17 protein-coding genes are annotated in these 20,445 nt (G+C 52.2%); 9 read left to right on the top strand and 8 right to left on the bottom strand.

The genetic code is table 11. The features are described 5' to 3' along the window. Window positions 1-176 precede the first annotated feature (176 nt). On the bottom strand, window positions 177-2,528 hold the full coding sequence (gene polB / locus OGY67_RS07430; RefSeq protein WP_286573822.1) for a DNA polymerase II: 2,352 nt from the start codon (window positions 2,526-2,528) through the stop codon (window positions 177-179). 575 nt (window positions 2,529-3,103) lie between these two features. On the opposite strand from polB, the gene OGY67_RS07425 reads away from it, so the two are divergent. Continuing rightward, entirely contained in the window at window positions 3,104-3,490 is a 387-nt protein-coding gene (locus OGY67_RS07425; protein WP_286573821.1) for a DUF4751 family protein, read from the top strand. Between the two features lie 40 nt (window positions 3,491-3,530). Here OGY67_RS07425 and araD read toward each other — a convergent pair whose 3' ends face one another. The 3 genes from araD to araB all read right to left on the bottom strand — a co-directional run bounded on the left by araD (window position 3,531) and on the right by araB (window position 7,554). Next, window positions 3,531-4,226: an L-ribulose-5-phosphate 4-epimerase gene (gene araD, locus OGY67_RS07420; RefSeq protein WP_048227105.1), complete on the bottom strand. Its 696-nt coding sequence runs from the start codon at window positions 4,224-4,226 to the stop codon at window positions 3,531-3,533. A gap of 105 nt (window positions 4,227-4,331) precedes the next feature. Beyond that, on the bottom strand, window positions 4,332-5,834 hold the full coding sequence (gene araA, locus OGY67_RS07415) for an L-arabinose isomerase (protein ID WP_174770709.1): 1,503 nt from the start codon (window positions 5,832-5,834) through the stop codon (window positions 4,332-4,334). A 10-nt stretch (window positions 5,835-5,844) separates the two neighbouring features. Then, window positions 5,845-7,554 carry a ribulokinase gene (gene araB, locus OGY67_RS07410; protein ID WP_103285774.1) on the bottom strand — a complete coding sequence of 570 codons (1,710 nt, stop codon included), beginning with the start codon at window positions 7,552-7,554 and terminating at the stop codon, window positions 5,845-5,847. A gap of 339 nt (window positions 7,555-7,893) precedes the next feature. Here araB and araC point away from each other — a divergent pair, with 339 nt between their 5' ends. The 4 genes from araC to OGY67_RS07390 all read left to right on the top strand — a co-directional run bounded on the left by araC (window position 7,894) and on the right by OGY67_RS07390 (window position 11,222). After that, entirely contained in the window at window positions 7,894-8,739 is an 846-nt protein-coding gene (gene araC / locus OGY67_RS07405; RefSeq protein ID WP_286573820.1) for an arabinose operon transcriptional regulator AraC, read from the top strand. A gap of 166 nt (window positions 8,740-8,905) precedes the next feature. Continuing rightward, window positions 8,906-9,763, top strand: coding sequence for a hypothetical protein (locus OGY67_RS07400; protein WP_286573819.1), 858 nt, complete (start codon window positions 8,906-8,908; stop codon window positions 9,761-9,763). A gap of 2 nt (window positions 9,764-9,765) precedes the next feature. Further along, window positions 9,766-10,188 (top strand): hypothetical protein, encoded by a 423-nt coding sequence (locus OGY67_RS07395; RefSeq protein ID WP_174770707.1) that lies wholly within the window; start codon window positions 9,766-9,768, stop codon window positions 10,186-10,188. Between the two features lie 266 nt (window positions 10,189-10,454). Further along, the gene (locus tag OGY67_RS07390; RefSeq protein ID WP_003829584.1) at window positions 10,455-11,222 is read left to right on the top strand and encodes a DedA family protein; all 768 of its coding nucleotides are present in this window, start codon (window positions 10,455-10,457) and stop codon (window positions 11,220-11,222) included. Between the two features lie 97 nt (window positions 11,223-11,319). On the opposite strand, the gene thiQ is transcribed toward OGY67_RS07390, so the two are convergent. The 4 genes from thiQ to sgrR form a co-directional block, all read right to left on the bottom strand. Next, window positions 11,320-12,018: a thiamine ABC transporter ATP-binding protein ThiQ gene (gene thiQ, locus OGY67_RS07385; RefSeq protein WP_032942352.1), complete on the bottom strand. Its 699-nt coding sequence runs from the start codon at window positions 12,016-12,018 to the stop codon at window positions 11,320-11,322. Continuing rightward, window positions 12,002-13,612, bottom strand: a complete 1,611-nt coding sequence (gene thiP, locus OGY67_RS07380; RefSeq protein WP_174770706.1) for a thiamine/thiamine pyrophosphate ABC transporter permease ThiP — start codon at window positions 13,610-13,612, stop codon at window positions 12,002-12,004. Before thiP ends, thiQ begins: the two co-directional genes overlap by 17 nt. Next, entirely contained in the window at window positions 13,588-14,571 is a 984-nt protein-coding gene (gene thiB / locus OGY67_RS07375) for a thiamine ABC transporter substrate binding subunit (RefSeq protein ID WP_008786184.1), read from the bottom strand. Before thiB ends, thiP begins: the two co-directional genes overlap by 25 nt. Before the next feature lie 300 nt (window positions 14,572-14,871). After that, window positions 14,872-16,527, bottom strand: a complete 1,656-nt coding sequence (gene sgrR, locus OGY67_RS07370; protein WP_057067388.1) for an HTH-type transcriptional regulator SgrR — start codon at window positions 16,525-16,527, stop codon at window positions 14,872-14,874. A gap of 99 nt (window positions 16,528-16,626) precedes the next feature. On the opposite strand from sgrR, the gene sgrT reads away from it, so the two are divergent. The 4 genes from sgrT to OGY67_RS07350 all read left to right on the top strand — a co-directional run bounded on the left by sgrT (window position 16,627) and on the right by OGY67_RS07350 (window position 20,427). After that, window positions 16,627-16,755: a glucose uptake inhibitor SgrT gene (gene sgrT / locus OGY67_RS07365; protein ID WP_020996233.1), complete on the top strand. Its 129-nt coding sequence runs from the start codon at window positions 16,627-16,629 to the stop codon at window positions 16,753-16,755. Window positions 16,756-16,863: 108 nt separating this feature from the next. Further along, complete coding sequence (locus OGY67_RS07360) at window positions 16,864-18,042, top strand: sugar efflux transporter (protein ID WP_003829576.1); 1,179 nt, start codon at window positions 16,864-16,866, stop codon at window positions 18,040-18,042. A gap of 278 nt (window positions 18,043-18,320) precedes the next feature. After that, window positions 18,321-19,085, top strand: a complete 765-nt coding sequence (gene idnO / locus OGY67_RS07355) for a gluconate 5-dehydrogenase (RefSeq protein WP_008786186.1) — start codon at window positions 18,321-18,323, stop codon at window positions 19,083-19,085. Window positions 19,086-19,143: 58 nt separating this feature from the next. Beyond that, on the top strand, window positions 19,144-20,427 hold the full coding sequence (locus tag OGY67_RS07350; RefSeq protein ID WP_003829574.1) for an MFS transporter: 1,284 nt from the start codon (window positions 19,144-19,146) through the stop codon (window positions 20,425-20,427). The last annotated feature ends 18 nt before the right edge of the window (window positions 20,428-20,445 follow it).

Here is a 20,445-nt window from a genome sequence, read left to right as displayed (position 1 = left end):
TATGTTCGGCTCTATATCTTTAATTGCAGGCAATACTCGTCATTTTCCGGGCTAATCCCCGTTATTGAGAGCATACGACCCCGCTACCAGGCTAATAAATCAGTGGTAGTGGTGTTAAATGGGTCCAGGAATGGAAAGGGCGCTATGGTACTGGATGGCGGCGGTTTCGTCACGCGTCAAAATAACCCCAGTTGTCCTGTGAGTAGTGTAGCAAAATTATCGTCAATAAAGGGAAGAATTCCCTCGGCAACGGGTTGGATCTGGCGGGTCAGATAATGCTCGTAGTCGAGCACAGATAGCTGATAATCAACAGGTTCTGGGCCATTGACCGTCCAGACATATTTTATGGTTCCGCGATTCTGATACTGCGGTGGACGCCCCAGTTTTACATTCTGCTCATCGGCAAGTCGCGCGGCACGAACGTGTGGTGGAACATTTCGCTGGTATTCGCTTAACGGGCGGCGCAGGCGCTTGCGGTACACCAGTTGTTCATCCATTTCACCGGCCATCAGACGGGCAATAGTCTCGCGAACAAACTCCTGATAAGGTTCGTTACGAAAAATTCGCAGGTATAGCTCCTGCTGAAACTGTTGGGCCAGCGGCGTCCAGTCGGTTCGTACTGTTTCCAGTCCCTTAAACACCATACGTTGCTCTGCACCGTCCTGAATCATCCCTGCATAGCGTTTTTTACTGCCGGTATCTGCACCGCGAATGGTCGGCATCAGAAAGCGACAAAAATGGGTTTCAAATTCCAGCTCCAGCGCGCTGGTCAGATTTTGTTGCTTCAGCGATTGCGCCCACCAGGTGTTGACATAGCTCACAAGTTCCCGACCAATTCGGGCTGCATCGTCTTCTGAGTGCGCCTTTTTCAGCCAGACAAAGGTGGAATCGGTATCGCCATAAATGACATCGTAACCCTGAGCCTCAATTAACGCTTTGGTCTGGCGCATGATCGCATGGCCGCGCATGGTAATGGACGAGGCCAGTCTCGGGTCGAAAAAGCGACAGGCGGTGGTGCCCAGCACGCCGTAAAATGCGTTCATGATGATTTTCAACGCCTGCGAGAGTGGCTTATTGCCGCGGCGTTTTGCTTCTTCGCGCCCGTGCCAGATCTGAGTAACGATTTCAGGCAGGCAGTGCTTTTCGCGTGAAAACCAGGCGTCAAGGAAACCTTCGGTGCTGTGTTCCGGATCCGGCTGCGCCATCCCTTCGATAAGCCCCACCGGATCGATTAAAAAAGTACGAATTATTGAGGGATACAGGCTTTTGTAATCCAGCACCAGTACGGAGTCGTATAAGCCTGGGCGCGAGTCCATCACGTAGCCGCCGGGACTGGCGTGCGCGGGGACTTCACCCAGATTCGGCGCCACATAACCCGCCCGGTGCATTCGTGGCAGGTAGAGGTGGCCGAAGGCGGCAACCGAACCACCGTGACGGTCGACCGGCAGACCGTTGACCGTCGAGCGCTCCAGCAGAAATGGCATGATCTCGGTTTTATGAAAAATACGCGTGACCAGCTCACAGTCTTTGAGATTGTAGGTGGCGAGCGCGGGTTTATCCTGGGCAAACCGACGGTCAATTTCGTCCATTCGGTCCCACGGGTTATCAATCGACTTGCCTTCACCCAGCAATTCTTGCGACACCGTTTCCAGCGAGAATGACGAGAAATTCCAGAACGCTGATTTTAGCGCCTCAATACCGTCGATAATCAGGCGCCCCTTAGCCTGAGCGAAGAATACGCCGTTCTTGAAGCCATGCTCGCGCCACTCAAGCTCGCTGCTATCACGACCAAAACGCAGGGGAATGCGGTAACGTTCGGCGTGCTTTTGCAGGACGCGTAAATCGAATTGCACGACGTTCCAGCCGATTATCACATCAGGATCGTGACGGGCAATCCAGTCATTGAGTTTTTCCAGCAACTGCGGGCGGCTTGCAACGTACTCAAGTTCAAAATCAAGCGTAGAGGCGTCGCCGTTTGCCGGGCCGAGCATGTAGACAATACGCTGCCCACAGCCTTCAAGACCGATGCAATAGAGTTCGCCGTGGCGCGTGGTTTCGATATCCAGCGATACCCATTTTAGCGGTGGTCGAAAGTCAGGGTTCGGCTTCAGGCGGACATTCACCAGCATGTCATTATGTCTGTCGCCTTCGACCCAAACAGGAGAGGTGATAAAGCGCTCCATCAGATACCGCTCAGGTGGGCGTACATCGCCCTCATAGACGGTGACTGCGTTTTCGCGCAGCAGTTTTTCCAACCGCATGAGCTGGCGATGTGAGCGGCAATACAGGCCGGAAACAGGATGGCGGTGGAAGTCTTGCAATTGCAGCGATTTCAGGCGATAGCCGTTTTCAGTGCGTAATAATGACATTACGCGAGGAACCTGACTGGTGGGAATAAACGCGACCGACACCTGAGGCGCGAGCGTGACCTGCAGCGGCCCATCGTCTGTAGCCAGCCAGAATGAGACCTCAGTTCCCTGCGGGGTGTCCCGCCAGTGCCGGGTTAAAATAAAACCTGCTTGCGCCACGCTGCGTATCCGTCAAAAAACCAGGCATTATTATAGCCTGGTTCTGATAGGTTAGCTGTGATTTTATACAGTTGTCATGCTCAGAAGAGGTTACTGCCCGAAATACGCTTTCCTGAGTAAAATAATTATTCCTACCTGACAATGTTATATTCATATGCAATATATGAATAAAATAGCTTTGATAGGCTACAGATAGATATGTTATAGCTGGTATTTGTACATTAGTTTCCATTAATTACGTTGTTTATGTTTTAATTGTTAATTACAAGTTCGTTTTCATACTTTTTCTGTTTTTTAGGAATAGTGCTCATTTGATTTTGCTACATATTTCTCGGATTAGTAAAAAAATTATATTTTTATTTGTTTTTATTAGCTGTTAGTGTAAAACTTTCATTCGAAATGTTTGGGCCATCATCTTAAATATAATATATTTAAATAGGATTGTTATTGCTCTAAATAAGCAGTTTCAATTCAATTTCGTCGGGAAATTCTCTGTGAATATAATTTTATTTTTTTTCGATGGCTTGTGCATTTTTTTGTCCTTTTGATATTAATTTTGAAAAAATGGAGTTTTTATGAACGTTCTTTCCAAACATCAGCTTGGCATTAAGTATCAGAACTATATGTTTGTTAACACAATGATTTCTAATCCAGCGATTAAAATTGTGAGCAAGTATATTTTATATAAAACATGGGACGGTAAGTTGTGGAATGCTGAAATTATTGATAATGGTAGCGCTTTTTTTCACTGGCAGGGTAATGACAAAAGTAAGGGGCACAAAGATACAGTGATTAATTATCTGCTGAACGGGCAGAAGTGGCAGGCGACGATTACAGATTATATCTTTTTCCATTGTCTGGAAGGAAATAAGGCACATGGACAATATGATAATGTAATTGATTATATCTGTTCAAATGATTGTGTATACCAAGGTTCATTCGCCGAATATTATAGCGAATAACTATAAAGGAGCGCGTAGATTATCTGCGCGCTTATTTCTTTTACTGCCCGTAATACGCTTTTGCACCGTGTTTGCGCAGGTAGTGTTTATCTAGCAGGGTTTGCTGCATATCCGGTAATTGCGGCGCGAGCTGGCGGCAGAAAATCCCCATATAGGCTACTTCTTCCAGCACGATGGCGTTATGCACCGCATCTTCGGCATTTTTTCCCCAGGCAAATGGACCGTGAGAGTGCACCAGCACGCCAGGCATCTGTGCGGCATCAATACCTTGTTTTTCAAAGGCTTCAACGATTACGTTACCGGTTTCCCATTCATATTCGCCATTGATTTCTTCGTCGGTCATTTTGCGTGTGCAGGGAATCGAACCGTAGAAATAGTCCGCATGGGTGGTCCCCGTTGCCGGAATCGACTGACCCGCCTGCGCCCAGATGGTTGCATGGCGCGAATGGGTGTGAACAATGCCGCCAATGGTCGGGAATGCCTGATACAGCAAACGATGTGTTGGGGTATCTGAGGAAGGTTTCTTCGTACCTTCTACAACTTCACCCGTGGCGATACTGACTACCACCATATCGTCGGCGGTCATTACGCTGTAATCGACTCCTGAAGGTTTAATCACAAACACGCCGCGCTCGCGATCGACGGCGCTGACATTCCCCCAGGTCAGGGTGACCAGATTGTGCTTAGGCAACGCCAGATTGGCTTCCAGTACCTGACGTTTGAGATCTTCTAACATGATGCTCTCCGATGAATCTTGCCGGATGGCGCTACGCTTATCCGGCCTACAAATCGCACATTCTTGTAGGCCGGATAAGGTGTTTACGCCGTCATCCGGCAGTTGTTAACGTTTGAAGCCGTAATACACTTCGTTCCAGCGCAGCGCGTCCTTAAAGGCCGGCAGGCGGGTATCGTTATCGATCACCGCGATCTCGATATCGTGCATTTCAGCGAACTGACGCATGTCGTTCAGATCCAGCGCGTGGCTGAACACGGTGTGGTGCGCGCCACCGGCCAGGATCCAAGCTTCAGAAGCGGTTGGCAGATCCGGTTGAGCTTTCCATAGCGCGTTAGCGACAGGCAGTTTTGGCAGGGAATGCGGCGTTTGTACCGTGTCGATGCAGTTAACCAGCAGGCGATAGCGATCGCCGAGATCGATCAGGCTGGCAACCACTGCCGGGCCGGTTTTGGTGTTGAAGATCAGACGGGCAGGATCGTCTTTACCACCAATGCCGAGGTGCTGTACGTCGAGGATCGGTTTCTCTTCCACCGCGATGGACGGGCACACTTCCAGCATGTGCGAGCCGAGCACCAGATCGTTGCCTTTTTCGAAGTGGTAGGTGTAATCCTCCATAAATGAGGTGCCGCCCTGCAGACCGGTTGACATCACCTTCATGATGCGAAGCAGAGCGGCGGTTTTCCAGTCGCCTTCGCCCGCAAAGCCGTAGCCTTGCTGCATCAGACGCTGTACGGCCAGACCAGGGAGCTGTTTCAGTCCGTGTAAATCTTCAAATGTGGTGGTGAAGGCGTGGAATCCTCCCTGTTCCAGGAAGCGCTTCATCCCCAGTTCAATACGGGCCGCTTCCAGGACGTTCTGACGTTTTTCGCCGTGGACTTGCGTCGCCGCCGTCATGGTGTAGGTGCTTTCGTACTCATCGATTAGCGCGTTGATTTCACCGTCGCTAATTGCGTTCACTACCTGCACCAGATCGCCCACGGCCCAGGTGTTTACCGAGAAGCCGAACTTGATCTGCGCAGCGACTTTATCGCCATCGGTGACCGCAACTTCACGCATGTTGTCGCCAAAACGGCAGACTTTCAGGTGGCGGGTATCTTGTTTGGACACGGCCTGGCGCATCCAGGAGCCAATGCGTTCGTGCGCTTGTTTATCCTGCCAGTGACCGGTGACCACGGCATGCTGCTGACGCATACGCGCGCCGATGAAGCCGAACTCACGACCGCCGTGCGCAGTCTGGTTCAGGTTCATAAAGTCCATATCAATGCTGTCCCACGGCAGGGCGGCGTTGTACTGGGTGTGGAACTGCATCAGCGGCTTGTTGAGGATAGTCAGGCCGTTAATCCACATTTTGGCCGGGGAGAAGGTATGCAGCCAGACCACCATCCCTGCACAGCGATCGTCGTAGTTCGCGTCACGACAGATAGCGGTAATCTCATCAGGGGAAGTGCCCAGCGGTTTTAATACCAGCTTGCAGGGCAGTTTGGCTTCAGTATTCAGTGCGTTAACGACGTGCTCGGCATGTTGGGTTACCTGACGCAGGGTTTCAGGGCCATACAGATGCTGGCTACCAATCACAAACCACACTTCATAGTTATCAAAAATCGTCATTGTCGTGTCCTTAATGTGTCAGGGTTGCCAGGTCTACCGGGGCTTGTTGCGCCGGAGCGGCAGTCGGAAGGTATTGCTGTTCAGCGCTTACTGCCCACTGCTGATAGCGGCGGTAAAGCTGTTCAAAACGTTGAGCCTGCTCTGGGCGAGGTTGCAGCGTGTTTTCCACGGCGCTTGCCATCTGCTGCTGAGCGGCAGGGATATCGGCGTGTACTTTCGCGGCAACGGCGGCGAAGATAGCTGCACCGAGTGCGCAGCACTGGTCTGAAGCGACAATCTGTAGCGGACGGTTCAGCACGTCACAGCAGGCCTGCATGATGACCGGGTTCTTGCGCGCGATACCGCCAAGCGCCATCACGTTGTTAACCGCAATGCCTTGTTCGGTGAAGCATTCCATGATGGCGCGTGCGCCAAAGGCCGTGGCGGCAATCAGACCACCGAACAGCGCTGGCGCATCGGTTGCCAGATTCAGGTCGGTAATGACGCCTTTCAAACGCTGGTTGGCATTCGGCGTACGACGACCATTGAACCAGTCGAGCACGACCGGCAGGTGATCCAGCGACGGATTTTTCGCCCAGGCTTCGGTGAGCGCAGGCAGCAGCTGTTTTTGGCTGGCTTTAATCTGTGTTTTCAGTTCCGGGTGCTGCGCCGCAAGCTGTTCCAGCGGCCAGCTCAATACACGGCTAAACCAGGCATAGATGTCACCGAATGCAGACTGACCAGCTTCAAGGCCAATAAAATTAGGTACCACGCTGCCATCAACCTGGCCGCAAATGCCTTTCACCGCACGCTCGCCAACGCTTTGCTTGTCGGCAATCAGAATGTCGCAGGTTGACGTGCCGATGACTTTCACCAGCGTGTTAGGCTGTGCACCTGCGCCGACCGCGCCCATATGGCAGTCAAAAGCACCGCCTGCAATCACCACACTCTCCGGTAGCCCCAGACGCTGTGCCCACTCGGCGCACAGGGTGCCAACCGGCAGATCCGCGGTGAAGGTATCGGTAAACATTGGGTATTGCAGATGGCGGTTGAGGATGGGGTCGAGTTCGTCAAAGAAACTGGCTGGCGGCAGACCCCCCCAGCTTTCATGCCACAGGGATTTATGCCCGGCGCTGCAGCGACCGCGACGAATATCCTGCGGGCGTACGGTGTTGGAGAGCAGGGCTGGAACCCAGTCGCATAGCTCAATCCACGAAACCGCAGCTTCGGCAACTGCGTGGTCCTGACGAGTTACATGCAGGATTTTGGCCCAGAACCATTCGCTGGAATAAATGCCACCGATATAGCGGGAGTAATCGATCTTGCCCGGTGTATGGCACAGGCGGGTGATTTCTTCGGCTTCTTCTACTGAGGTGTGATCTTTCCACAGGACAAACATCGCATTCGGGTTTTCCGCGAACTCCGGACGCAGCGCCAGTACATTACCGTCTGCATCGATGGGTGCCGGGGTTGAGCCGGTACTGTCAACGCCAATCCCGACCACTTCCGCGCGTTGTTCCGCGCTCAGCTCGGCCAGGACGGTTTTCAGCGCCGCTTCCATGGACTCAATGTAGTCGCGCGGATGATGGCGAAACTGGTTGTTTGGGCCATCGCAATACTGCCCTTCCTGCCAACGTGGGTACCACTCAACGCTGGTGGCGATCTCTTCGCCGGTGGCACATTCCACCGCCAAAGCGCGTACTGAATCACTACCAAAATCGAGGCCAATTGCAATCGCCATCGTCTTACTCCATCCAAAAATACGGGTATGGATAAACAGTAGTGAGTAGCGATAAAAACCGTCAGGCAGGATCCGCTAATCTTATGGACTAAAATGCTGTGACATCACAAAGTGTGACGCTGTGCAAATAATCAATGTGGACATTTCTGCCGTAGTTATAGACACTTTTGTTAGCCGATTTTGACGTTGGCGTAGTACATGTTTTTTACAAAGAGCTTTTCACAAGCGGGGTTGGTGGTCCATTGCCGCAAATACAGCGGCCCGCAGGGGCGACAGCGATGATGTCTGGCGTAATATGGACAAATTGTTTCTTGGCAGGACATAGGGAGTATTGAAATTATGGCTGAAACGCAAAACGATCCCCTGTTGCCAGGTTATTCGTTTAACGCGCATTTGGTGGCCGGATTAACCCCCATTGAGGCGAACGGATACCTGGATTTTTTTATCGACAGGCCGCTGGGTATGAAGGGTTATATCCTCAATCTCACCATCCGTGGCGAAGGGGTTATCAATAATCAGGGCAAGCAGTTTGTCTGCCGGCCTGGCGATATTCTGTTGTTTCCACCTGGAGAAATTCATCACTACGGGCGCCACCCTGATGCCAGCGAGTGGTATCACCAGTGGGTTTACTTTCGTCCGCGCGCCTACTGGCAGGAGTGGCTGACCTGGCCGGCCATTTTTGGCCAGACCGGCTTTTTCCGCCTGGATGAAGCGCATCAGCCGCATTTTAACGAACTGTTTGGGCAGATAATTAACGCCGGGCAGGGAGAAGGTCGTTATTCCGAACTGCTGGCGATTAATTTACTGGAGCAGTTGTTGCTCCGACGTATGGAAGCCATCAATGAATCGCTACACCCGCCCATGGACAACCGCGTCCGCGATGCCTGCCAGTACATCAGCGATCACCTGGCGGACAGCAATTTTGATATCGCCAGCGTCGCGCAGCACGTCTGCCTGTCGCCTTCCCGTTTGTCGCATCTGTTCCGTCAGCAGTTGGGGATCAGCGTATTAAGCTGGCGCGAGGACCAGCGCATCAGCCAGGCGAAGCTACTGCTGAGTACCACACGTATGCCTATCGCCACCGTAGGTCGCAATGTTGGTTTTGACGACCAGCTCTATTTCTCTCGTGTTTTCAAAAAATGTACCGGTGCCAGTCCGAGTGAGTTTCGCGCTGGATGTGAATAAATTTAGCTTGTGCGCTGCGAGTATTAAACTTCTTTCAGCGCATTAAAATTTGGCATCTGAGATGCGCGGTGATTTTATGATGAATATATATCTATAAATAATAAAAAATCAGCATTTGTTTGATGAAAATATTCTTGCTATAAACTTCCTGTCAAGGAGGTTTTAAATGAGTAAGCGTTTTGATATTACTGATGGAATGTTTGCGACAACAAAAAAATATGGGTTAGTTTACACTGAAGAGCTGGGGTGGATCGATTTAGGTCATGCACAGGGAAATGATGCCAGAATCCTGAAGAGAAAACTTGAACAAGAGCAACGAGCAAAATATTACAAGAAACTCAATGATTGGTACTTTCCAGTAGATTACTATCAGGAAATGGGGATAAGGAAGAAGTTATTTGGTTTAGGTTTGACTTTTCATTCTGGTGTACATACACAGGTCATGGTGCGTTCATGCCTTTCACCTGCGGTTAAGGCCCGAATTGCTCTGACTATTATGTATGGGACTGCAAAAAGATTCGAAGCCTGGCAAGACTCTATTCTCTTCAATTGGTATACCGATAGTGGTTTTAGTGTCGAGGATTTAGTTTCTGATTTAGTGGGTTTTTATCGTGTTTTTGGAACCGGGCCAGATCCATTTTATCTGGCGAAGCCTGTATCCTATGAAACAGCCGCACAAATATGGGATGCTCATGATCCAATTGGTACTTTTAAGAATAGAGACTTTTTGCCTTTTCTTTTTTCAACTCATCCACCTTTCAAATATGGAGAACCGATTAAGAAAAATCTGCCAGACTGGATGAATTATATAAAACCATTAAATGAATCTTTCTCCGGTTTAATGTGTAATCAGTTTCATAGTAATCCGATTGATGGTTTTTTTAAAAATAAAAATAAAAATAGGATAAATCATGAGGTTTATGGCTCTGTCTCAGTATCTGATACTATGAACTATGCTGATTCGCCATTTGACCGTCCACTTTTTTTTCTGCTTAATCCACATTCACCACAGAGGCATTGGTGAATATGAAAAAATGGATTTTATTATTTGTAATACTACTTACTATACCATTTCTGTGTTTTTTAATTTGGTTTGCTCTAACGTCTGGGGAACATCATTACGAACGTAGTGATATTTTTTCTTACTGGCTATATACGCCTGATGTTCTGAAAAATGTACCATTAATATCAGAAGATGTTGAGTATAATTATGAATATAATCTGGATAATCAGCAAATGAGAGTTATTGTAAAGTGGAGTAATATTAATGATATCGCTGCTAAAAAAACGTACTTAATCGGTTTTTTGCAGAAACTAAATCCTTCAATAAAATATAATTGTATATGGTTTTATCATGACCCGCATAACTATGCTGATAACTATCAACGCTATTGTATATCCCAAAAATGGGACTCTCTTGAGCTGGAGTATTTTGACACGGTGAAATGAACTAATGGGCCTGGCTCTAAGTCTTTCACCATGAATACTTATCGCGCATTAAATCACCCTTTCTTTTCGGCCAGCGATTGATCCAGGATGCGCCGAAACTCGGCAAATTGCGTGTCATTTGCGGTAAACAGACCTTGATGTAAAGAAAAAGTGAATGATGTATCCTGAAAGTTGTCATAACTCGCAATCTATTCAGACAATTGATGGCTTGACGAAGTTGAGAGGGGTTATCAAAATCCCTGCTTCGTAAATTTGACGGACACATTATGCAAGCATTGCTGGAACACTTTATTCTCCAGTCCGCCCTGTACTCTCTGATCGCCGTACTTCTGGTGGCTTTTTTGGAGTCGCTGGCGCTGGTTGGTCTGATTCTGCCCGGGACCGTGATGATGGCGGGGTTGGGCGCGCTGATTGGCAGCGGCGAACTGAACTTCTGGCATGCCTGGCTTGCGGGCATTGTCGGCTGCCTGTTGGGGGACTGGATCTCCTTCTGGTTGGGCTGGCGCTTTAAAAAGCCGCTGCACCGTTGGTCATTCATGAAAAAGAACAAGGCGCTGCTGGATAAAACCGAGCACGCCCTGCATCAACACAGCATGTTTACTATTCTGGTGGGGCGTTTTGTCGGACCGACGCGCCCGCTGGTGCCGATGGTAGCAGGCATGCTGGATCTGCCTGTCGCTAAATTTATCGTCCCGAATATTATTGGCTGCGTGCTGTGGCCACCGTTCTACTTCCTGCCGGGGATCCTGGCGGGAGCGGCAATTGATATCCCTTCTGATATGCAGAGCGGGGATTTTAAATGGTTGCTGCTGGCGACGGCGGTGTTGCTCTGGGTGGGCGGCTGGTTTTGCTGGCGGCTATGGCGTAGTGGCAAAGCGGCTGTTGATCGCTTAACGGCGTATTTCCCCCGCAGCCGTTTGCTGTATCTGGCGCCGTTAACGCTCGGGATCGGCGTGGTCGCGCTGGTGGCGTTACTGCGCCATCCGCTGATGCCGGTGTATATCGACATTCTGCGTAAGGTTGTAGGTTACTGACGATACCTTTGCCGGATGGCGGCTTCGCCTTATCCGGCCTACAAAATGTGCGACCTACAGGCCGGATAAGGCGTTCACGCCGTCATCCGGCAACGCATTATGCTTTAATGCCCAATAGCGCCGAGGCGCTGGCGTTGCCGCTTAACAGATCGTCCGTTTTGCCCTGCCACGCGATGCGCCCATCGGCGACCACAATCGAGCGGGACGCAATTCGCGCGGCATCTTCTACGCTGTGAGAAACCATCAGCAACGTCAGCTGCTTCTCGCGACAGACTTCGGCGACCAGCGTTAGCATCTCCTGGCGCAGCGCGGGATCGAGCGCTGAGAACGGTTCATCAAGCAGTAAAATAGGTTGTTCTCGCACCAGACAACGCGCCAGCGCCACGCGCTGCCGCTGCCCGCCGGAAAGCTCACCGGGGAGGCGTTCCAGCAGAGAGTCGAGTCCCATTTGTTGAGCGATGTGGTGCATTTTCTCCCGCTGCGATGTGTTCAGCTTCAATCCCGGATTCAGGCCCAGGCCGATGTTTTGCTGTACGCTCAGATGGCTGAACAGGTTATTTTCCTGAAACAACATGGAAACGGGACGGCGTGAGGGCGGCGTGGTGGTGTGATCTTCACCGTCAATCATCATGGTACCGCTGGCAGGCGTGAGAAAGCCGGCAATCAGATTCAGCAGCGTACTTTTCCCGGCGCCGCTGGGCCCGAGTACAGCTATTTGCTCACCGCGCGTGACCGACAGCGTAAAGCGCATAGGCAAATGGTGATAAAGCCATGTGATATCAATCAGTTTTAACATTTCGACCCGGCAATTTCTCAATAACGGTAAACAGCGTAAAGCACAGGATCAGCAGTAATAACGCCGTAACCGCGCCATCCTGACTGCGATAAGAGCCAATCTGCTGATATAAATAAAACGGCAGGGTACGGAAATCCTCATTACCAAATAACGCCACTACGCCAAAATCGCCAATCGACAGGACGCAGGCAAACGCCATCGCCTGCGCCAGCGGGCGCTTCAGGGCGCGCAGTTCAACCACTTTCAGGCGCGACCATCCCTCAACGCCCAACGACTGGCACAACATACTGTAGCGCGCAGTGACGTCACGCATTGGGTTTTCCAGTACCTTCAGTGCGTAAGGGATCGCCATCAATGCATTGGTAAAAATGACAATGCCGTCGGCAGATTCAGGAAGACCAATGGTGTTATTGAGCAGCAGAAAGAAGCCGGTTGCCAGCACGATGCCCGGCATGGCGAGGATCATCATGCCGCTCAACTCCAGCATCTGACCTGCCAGCAGTTGCTGTCGGGCACGAAGTTCACGACTGCTCCATAACAGCATCATGGTGAGTACGACGCATAACGCTCCTGCTGCTAATGCGATGCGCAGCGAGGTTCCCAGCGCCTGCCACAGCACTGGCTGCATCAGTACATCCAGAACATGGCGGTTTAAGCCATCGACAATCACCGCCAGCAACGGCGGCAGTAACAGCAACAGGGCAAGAATAATCAGGATTGCGTCAGCCAGTCGGCTGTGCAGGCGATCGTCGGGATCGCGCCAGCCTTGTACCAGGGTAGCACCGGGAGCAATCGCGCGGCTCAGACGTTGGCTGAGGAGCACCAGCGCCAAACAACAAACCATCTGGATCAACGCCAGCATGGCTGCGCGGGCAGGATCGTAATCAAAATTCAGCGCCTGATAGATAGCCAGCTCGATGGTGGTGGCCTGTGGCCCGCCGCCAAGCGACAGAACGGTGGCGAAGCTGGCGAAGCACAACATAAAGATAAGTGCCGCGACGGGCAGGATCTGACGACGCAGCCACGGCCATTCAACAAAACGGAAGAAATGCCAGCCACGCATACCCAACTGAGCGGCTAACTGCCGCTGTTCGCCGGGAATATTCTCCAGCGACTGTAACAGCAGGCGGCTGGCCATCGGCAGATTGAAAAAGACATGCGCCAGCAGAATGCCCTGCAAACCGTATGGCGAAAACGTCCACTCCAGCCCGAATGTATGCCAGAGCGAGGCCAGCCAACCCTGGCGACCGTAGACGCTAAGAATACCGAATACCGCGACCAGCACTGGCAGGATTAACGTCATCGCGCACAGACGCAGCAGCGCCATACGTCCAGGAAAACGGCGACGATAGAGCGCTCTGGCAAGGAAAATCGCCGGGACAACCGACAGCACAGCGGATAAAAATGCCTGCCAGAAAGAAAAGCGCACCACGTGCCACAGGTAGTCATCTTGCCACAGCGAGAGCCATTCTCCCTGCGGGGCGTTAAACCACAGTGCCAAAAATGCGGCCAGGGCAACGGCCACCATCAGCGTGGCGGCGGTAAGCCCAGGAAACAGCCAGCCGGGAATTAACGGCTGACGGCGCGTTGCCATTCGCTAATCCATGCCTGACGTTGAGCCGCAACCTGCTGCGGCGTAAATTCCAGCGCGGTGGCCGGTTTATTCAGTTGCTCGAATCCTGGCGGTAGGGCGACTTGCGTCACGGGATACATCCAGTTGCCGGTCGGAATCGCATTCTGGAATGCCGGGGATACCATAAACTTCAGGAATTTCTCGGCCAGTTCCGGCTGCTTGCTGGCCGCGGTACGGGCGGCGACTTCCACCTGCAAATAATGGCCTTCGCTAAAGTCGGCTGCGGCGTAGTTGTCTTTTTTATCGGCGATGATGTGATAGGCCGGAGAGGTGGTGTAGCTGAGCACCAGATCGCTTTCACCTTTCAGGAACAGGCCGTAGGCTTCGCTCCAGCCCTTGGTGACGGTGACGGTTTTGGCTGCCAGTTTCTGCCACGCCTCTGGCGCTTTATCGCCATAGACTTTCTGCATCCATAGCAGCAGACCCAATCCCGGCGTGCTGGTGCGCGGATCCTGATAAATGACGCGCCATTTTTGGTCGCTCTCTACCAGTTCTTTCAGGCTTTTGGGCGGATTCTTCAGCTTGTTTTTATCATAAACGAAGGCGAAATAGCCGTAATCAAACGGAACGAAGGTATCGTTTTTCCAGCCGCCGGGTACGTTAACGGCGTCGTTTGCAACACCACTTTTGGCAAACAGTTTGGTTTGTGTAGCGGCTTCCAGAAGGTTGTTATCCAGACCCAGTACGACGTCGGCTTTGCTGTTTTTTCCTTCCATGCGCAAGCGGTTAAGCAGCGAAACGCCATCTTCCAGCGCGACCAGTTTTAGCTCGCAGTTGCAGTCAGCTTCAAAGGCTTTTTTGATTGTCGGGCCCGGGCCCCAGTCAGCTGCGAACGAGTCGTAGGTATAGACGGTCAGTACAGGTTTAGCGAAAGCAGGCGCTGCGCACAGCAGTAAAAGCGGAAGACATTTTTTAAACACTTTGCACCTCAAGAGTTGGGTGGCAAAGGACTTGAGATAAGCCTCAAATCCCTTCGCCGGCATTATCCGGATCAGGTTCGACGGGTATCTCTCAGCCCATACACTTCATCATTCACGCTGCCTCTGTGTTGGCAGCGCTCGCTCACCCCAGTCACATAGTTATCTATGCTCCTGGGGACTCACTCGCTTGCCGCCTTGATGCATCATGAATGATCTTGTGTATGTTTTTTATTTAGCACCCCGTTGAGAACGGCGTTAGTGTAGTGATTTTGTTGCCGGGCAGCAATTAAGAGCTGGCTCTTATGGATCCGGCGGCGCAAACCACGCCGATTTAAAATCAAACCAGCCGAGGGTATTCATGCGCAGCCCGCGCATACTGCGCTGCCCCTGAATGATCAGCCAGTGGTGGATTAATGGCACAATGGCCTTTGTGGCAAGCAGCTGTTGGCACCATGCTGCCAGGCTCATTTCGCCCGTTCGCCAGCGAGCCGCATCGTTTTCCCAGTCCCGCGAGATACAGTTTTGCAGCAAAGGGACTTCGCACAAATGTGCGAACAGTGAGAAGTCCAGCGGGAGGGTAAAGTTGGCGCTGTTGAGCCAGATATCGCTGACGATTTCACCTGCATGCCATTGATCGTAGTCGATCTCCTGAATATTCAACTGTACCTGATGCTGCGCCAGCAACGTTTTCATGATCTGCGCGATAATCCGGTGTTCGATATGATCGCGATAGTAGGTGATCGTCAGCGTTTCCAGCCCGGCGGGTTTTTCACCATGGCCAGGTTTGGCGTGATGCCAGCGGGGAAGCAAACCGTAGGCGGGAAACCACAACCGCTGGTACTGTTCATCGGCGTGGCAGATTAAATTCGTTGGCGAGAGAACGCGGCTTGCCCACTCGCGAACCTCCTGGTTCGCGCCACGGTGGCTACGCGCATCAAACAACAGGTAGTAGCAACCTTCTTCGAGGCGGCTTTCGATCGCCTTTTCATCCTCTGTTGGACCTTTTAGCGTCAACCCGCCGCCAGGCTCTTCTCCGATGTCGGGTAATACCCAAACGTTAACTTCGTCAATCAGCGCCCGGTAGCCAAAGTAATCATCAAATGCATGAATTTTCAGTTGGTTATTGGTATTGCGCATTACCGCATACGGACCGGTACCAATCGGGTGGCTGGAAAAGTTGTTTAGCGTTTCCCATTCTCGCGGCAGGATCATGGCCGGGACCTGCCCCAATAGCCAGGGAAGCCAGCGATCTGGCTGGGCCAGATGGATATCCAGCGTCCAGGCCGTGGGAGAGACGATCTGCGTGATGTGTGAGTACAGTGGTAGGGCGTTAATGCGCCTCAGCGAGGCGATAACATCTTCCATTTCCAGCTCGCGGCCATGATGAAAATGGATCCCCGGGCGCAGGAAGAATCGCCAATGCAAAGGTGAAATTTGCTGCCAGTGATGGGCAATGTCCGCTTCCAGTTCCCCATTTTCCTCATTTACCCGAATTAAGGCACTGAAAATTTGGCGGGCGATATGGGTTTCGGAGCGGCGTAATGCTGTACCGGGGAGCAGGTTGTGCATCGGGCGATAATAGAGAACGCGCATGATATGCCGACCCTGGCGAAAGCTGCGGCCCAAGTGGGAGACCAGCATTTGCCGGACGGCCGTTTTGTCACCGACAAGCTGCACTAGTTGATCGATGCGATCCTGTTCCAGTAGGTCTTCCGCGCGCTGCTGCTGGAGCGCCAGCCCAGTATAGAGGAATGTCAGTCGCGAGCGTTTGCCTCGTCCAACTTCAGCTTCCCACGTTAACCAGCCACGATCCTGCATGGTATTAAGCAGCGTACGCATATGGCGGCGCGAGCAGCTCAGCAGATCCGCCAGCTCGTTGAGCGTCGTTTCTTGCGTCTTGCCGTCACAGCATTGCCACAGACGGATGAACTGTTGTTGCAAACGACCAGAAGACATAAAAGGGGAACTCCTGCGGAAAACTCAGCAATTTTATAATCCCTATATTAAGCCAATAATAGATTCCGATGAAGCGATGAGACAACGAAGGGGTCATCTATGCGTCAGTTCTGGTTGAAGTACTTTACCGCGACAGAAAAATCGTCCTGGTTGGCTTGCCTGAGTGCCCCGCAGCGCTTAAAGATGCTCGAAGAGCTGATGCAGTGGGAGATGACATCTGACTCCTGAATTGGAAATTGCAGACATCATGTGTGACTGAGTATTGGTGTTAATCGCCGCGCCAGCAGGTATCATCTGCTGGCTTTTTTCGTTTCAGCTGCGCTTAAAAGGAAAGATATGCTCTGGATTATGACCATGGGACGGCGCCTCAACGGCGTTTACGCAGCATTTATGCTGGTCGCTTTTATGATGGGCGTGGCGGGGGCATTGCAGGCACCCACGCTGAGTCTGTTCCTGAGCCGTGAAGTCGGGGCGCAGCCATTTTGGGTCGGGCTGTTTTACACCGTCAATGCGATTGTCGGGATCGTCGTCAGCCTTGGCCTCGCGAAACGATCCGACAGCCAGGGCGATCGACGTAAGTTGATCATGTTCTGCTGCCTGATGGCAATTGGCAATGCGTTGCTGTTTGCCTTTAATCGTCACTATCTTACGCTGATCACCTGTGGTGTGCTGCTGGCCTCGTTGGCGAACACCGCCATGCCGCAGCTGTTTGCGCTGGCGCGGGAATATGCTGATAACTCCGCGCGTGAAGTGGTGATGTTTAGCTCGGTGATGCGTGCGCAGCTTTCACTGGCCTGGGTAATTGGCCCACCGCTGGCTTTTATGCTGGCGCTGAATTACGGCTTTACGGCGATGTTTTCCATTGCCGCAGGGATTTTTGCCATTAGCCTGGTGCTGATTGCGCTGATACTGCCGTCAGTTGCTCGGGTGGAGCAGCCTGTAGACGTGCCGCTGGAACAGACCGGTGGTTGGCAGGACAAAAATGTGCGTATGTTGTTTATTGCCTCCACGCTGATGTGGACCTGCAACACCATGTACATCATCGATATGCCGCTGTGGATAAGCCTCGAACTGGGCTTGCCGGACAAGCTGGCCGGGATTCTAATGGGGACGGCGGCTGGGCTGGAAATTCCGGCGATGATTCTGGCGGGCTATTACGTGAAACGCTTTGGCAAACGGCGAATGATGATCGCCGCCGTAGCAGCAGGCGTGCTGTTTTATCTTGGTTTGATCTTCTTTCACAGCCGTACGGCGTTGCTGGTGCTGCAACTGTTTAACGCGGTATTTATCGGTATTATCGCCGGGATAGGCATGCTGTGGTTTCAGGATCTGATGCCCGGACGTGCGGGGTCAGCGACCACATTATTTACCAACAGTATTTCAACGGGAGTCATTCTGGCAGGGGTGATTCAGGGGGCTGTTGCGCAAAGCTACGGTCACTATGCCGTCTATTGGGTAATTGCGGTGATTTCGGTGGTGACGCTATGGATGACCGGGCGGGTGAAGGATGTTTAGTCCGGTGCAGTCCCGGCGTTGCAGTGCTCGACCGGACGACATTTCGTATTCGCTTTTGTCGTTTTTGTAGGCCGGATAAGGCGTTTACGCCGCCATCCGGCAACCTGTCCTTACGGCCTGATCGCGTTACGCTTATCAGGCTAATCCCTCTTTTTTTCATCTTGCACGTAAATGCAATGTTGATCACATAACGATCATTTTCCTCTTCCTAGATCTTCTTTTTTCTACTGTTACGCGTATACAGTTACGCGTAACAGTTATTAAAAAAGGAGTTTTTTATGAAGAACCTATTCGACCTGACCGGTAAACGCGCGCTGATTACCGGTTCCGCTCAGGGCATTGGTAACCTGCTGGCCAACGGTCTGGCGGCGCACGGTGCTGAGATTGTGATTAACGATATTACCCAGCAGCGCGCTCAGGCGGCGGCGGACAAACTGGTTGCCGAAGGCTATCGCGCCGTTGGCTATGGATTTGATGTCACCAACGGGGAAGAGGTTGCGCGCGCCATCGCGCAAATCGAAAAGGAAGTTGGGGCCATTGATATTTTAATTAACAATGCCGGAATTCAGCGTCGTTTTCCCTTCACAGAATTCCCGGAGGCTGAATGGGACAAAGTGATTGATGTAAACCAGAAATCGGTCTTTCTGGTGTCGCAGCAGGTTTCCCGCTACATGGTGCAACGCCGCCGCGGGAAGATTATTAATATCTGCTCAATGCAAAGCGAATTAGGTCGTAAAACCATTACTCCATACGCGGCGTCAAAAGGCGCGGTCAAAATGTTAACCCGTGGCATGTGCGTGGAACTGGCGGAATACAATATTCAGGTCAATGGCATTGCTCCCGGCTATTTCGCCACCGACATGACCACCGCGCTGGTCAACGATGAAGCATTCTCCGCCTGGCTGTTCCAGCGCACGCCCGCCGCTCGCTGGGGGAACCCGGAGGAGCTGATCGGCGCGGCGGTTTATCTTGCCGCGCCCGCTTCTGACTTTGTGAATGGGCATCTTCTGTTTGTGGACGGCGGCATGCTGGCCGCGGTCTGATCAATAATGGGCCGCAACGCGCGGCCTGAGCGATAAAACAATAATCCAAGGAGTGAGTATGAATATGCTCGCAAAACTGCCAGCGCGTCGCTGGTGGTATTTAATGCCGATTATTTTTATTACCTACAGCTTAGCTTATCTCGACCGCGCCAATTACGGCTTTGCCGCTGCCGCCGGTATTGAACATGACTTAGGGATTACTCAGGGAACAGCATCGTTAATTGGCGCGTTATTCTTCCTGGGCTATTTCTTTTTCCAGGTGCCGGGCGCGATGTACGCCGTAAAGCATAGCGTGCGCAAAATGATTTTTTACAGCCTGATCCTATGGGGGCTTTGTGCCGCGGCGACCGGCTTTGTCAGCAATATCCCAACGCTGATGGCGATCCGCTTTATTCTCGGCATCGTCGAAGCGGCGGTGATGCCCGCGATGCTGATTTATATCAGCAACTGGTTTACCAAAACTGAACGCTCGCGCGCCAACACCTTTTTAATTCTCGGCAACCCGGTCACAGTGCTGTGGATGTCGATTGTCTCCGGCTACCTGATTGAAGCCTGGGGCTGGCGCGAAATGTTTATTATCGAAGGTATCCCGGCGGTGATCTGGGCGTTCTGCTGGGTGATTCTGGTACGCGACAAACCGGCGGATGCGGGCTGGTTGAGCGAGCAGGAGAAACAGGCATTACAGCAGGCGATGGATCGCGAGCAGCGCGACATCAAACCGATGCGTAACTACGGTGAAGCGATGCGTTCACGCAGCGTCATTATGCTTTGCGCGGTGCATGCGCTGTGGAGCATCGGGGTGTATGGCTTCATGATGTGGATGCCGTCAATCCTCAAAAATGCGGCGCAGATGGACATTGTGGCGGTGGGCTGGCTGGCAGCGGTGCCGTATCTGGCGGCGATCTGCCTGATGCTGACCGTCTCCTGGCTGTCCGATAAGTTCCAGAACCGTAAGCTGTTTATCTGGCCGCTGCTGTTGATTGCCGCCATCGCGTTCTTTGCCTCGTGGCTGTTGGGCAACCAGTCCTTCTGGCTCTCCTACGCGCTGCTGGTTGTGGCCGCCGCCTGTATGTATGCGCCTTACGGGCCGTTCTTTGCGCTGATCCCCGAACTGCTGCCGCGCAACGTCTCCGGCGTGTCGATGGGGATGATCAACAGTTTTGGCGCGTTAGGGGCATTCCTCGGCGCGTGGCTGGTGGGTTACCTCAACGGCGTGACCGGCGGGCCGGGCGTCTCCTACACCTTCATGGCGATTGCTCTGCTGGCGTCGGTGGTGCTGATGTACTGCGTTCGTGCGCAAAATGAAACCACGTCGCCGTCGGCTGAGATGGCTACGCGTTAAGGTTGAGCGAGGAGTGCA

It is taken from the genome of Citrobacter sp. Cpo015, from assembly GCF_030333035.1.
GTDB lineage: Bacteria > Pseudomonadota > Gammaproteobacteria > Enterobacterales > Enterobacteriaceae > Citrobacter > Citrobacter portucalensis.
The sequence above is the reverse complement of the archived record's forward strand: the minus strand, read 5'-3'. Positions and strand labels throughout refer to the sequence as shown.

What these genes read in the sequence shown, in the direction of transcription:
- OGY67_RS07425 (WP_286573821.1), top strand. Translation starts at nt 3,104, where the DNA reads ATGAACGTTCTTTCCAAACATCAGCTTGGCATTAAGTATCAGAACTAT.
- araD (WP_048227105.1), bottom strand. Translation starts at nt 4,226, where the DNA reads ATGTTAGAAGATCTCAAACGTCAGGTACTGGAAGCCAATCTGGCGTTG.
- araA (WP_174770709.1), bottom strand. Translation starts at nt 5,834, where the DNA reads ATGACGATTTTTGATAACTATGAAGTGTGGTTTGTGATTGGTAGCCAG.
- araB (WP_103285774.1), bottom strand. Translation starts at nt 7,554, where the DNA reads ATGGCGATTGCAATTGGCCTCGATTTTGGTAGTGATTCAGTACGCGCT.
- araC (WP_286573820.1), top strand. Translation starts at nt 7,894, where the DNA reads ATGGCTGAAACGCAAAACGATCCCCTGTTGCCAGGTTATTCGTTTAAC.
- OGY67_RS07400 (WP_286573819.1), top strand. Translation starts at nt 8,906, where the DNA reads ATGAGTAAGCGTTTTGATATTACTGATGGAATGTTTGCGACAACAAAA.
- OGY67_RS07395 (WP_174770707.1), top strand. Translation starts at nt 9,766, where the DNA reads ATGAAAAAATGGATTTTATTATTTGTAATACTACTTACTATACCATTT.
- OGY67_RS07390 (WP_003829584.1), top strand. Translation starts at nt 10,455, where the DNA reads ATGCAAGCATTGCTGGAACACTTTATTCTCCAGTCCGCCCTGTACTCT.
- thiQ (WP_032942352.1), bottom strand. Translation starts at nt 12,018, where the DNA reads ATGTTAAAACTGATTGATATCACATGGCTTTATCACCATTTGCCTATG.
- thiP (WP_174770706.1), bottom strand. Translation starts at nt 13,612, where the DNA reads ATGGCAACGCGCCGTCAGCCGTTAATTCCCGGCTGGCTGTTTCCTGGG.
- sgrR (WP_057067388.1), bottom strand. Translation starts at nt 16,527, where the DNA reads ATGTCTTCTGGTCGTTTGCAACAACAGTTCATCCGTCTGTGGCAATGC.
- sgrT (WP_020996233.1), top strand. Translation starts at nt 16,627, where the DNA reads ATGCGTCAGTTCTGGTTGAAGTACTTTACCGCGACAGAAAAATCGTCC.
- OGY67_RS07360 (WP_003829576.1), top strand. Translation starts at nt 16,864, where the DNA reads ATGCTCTGGATTATGACCATGGGACGGCGCCTCAACGGCGTTTACGCA.
- idnO (WP_008786186.1), top strand. Translation starts at nt 18,321, where the DNA reads ATGAAGAACCTATTCGACCTGACCGGTAAACGCGCGCTGATTACCGGT.
- OGY67_RS07350 (WP_003829574.1), top strand. Translation starts at nt 19,144, where the DNA reads ATGAATATGCTCGCAAAACTGCCAGCGCGTCGCTGGTGGTATTTAATG.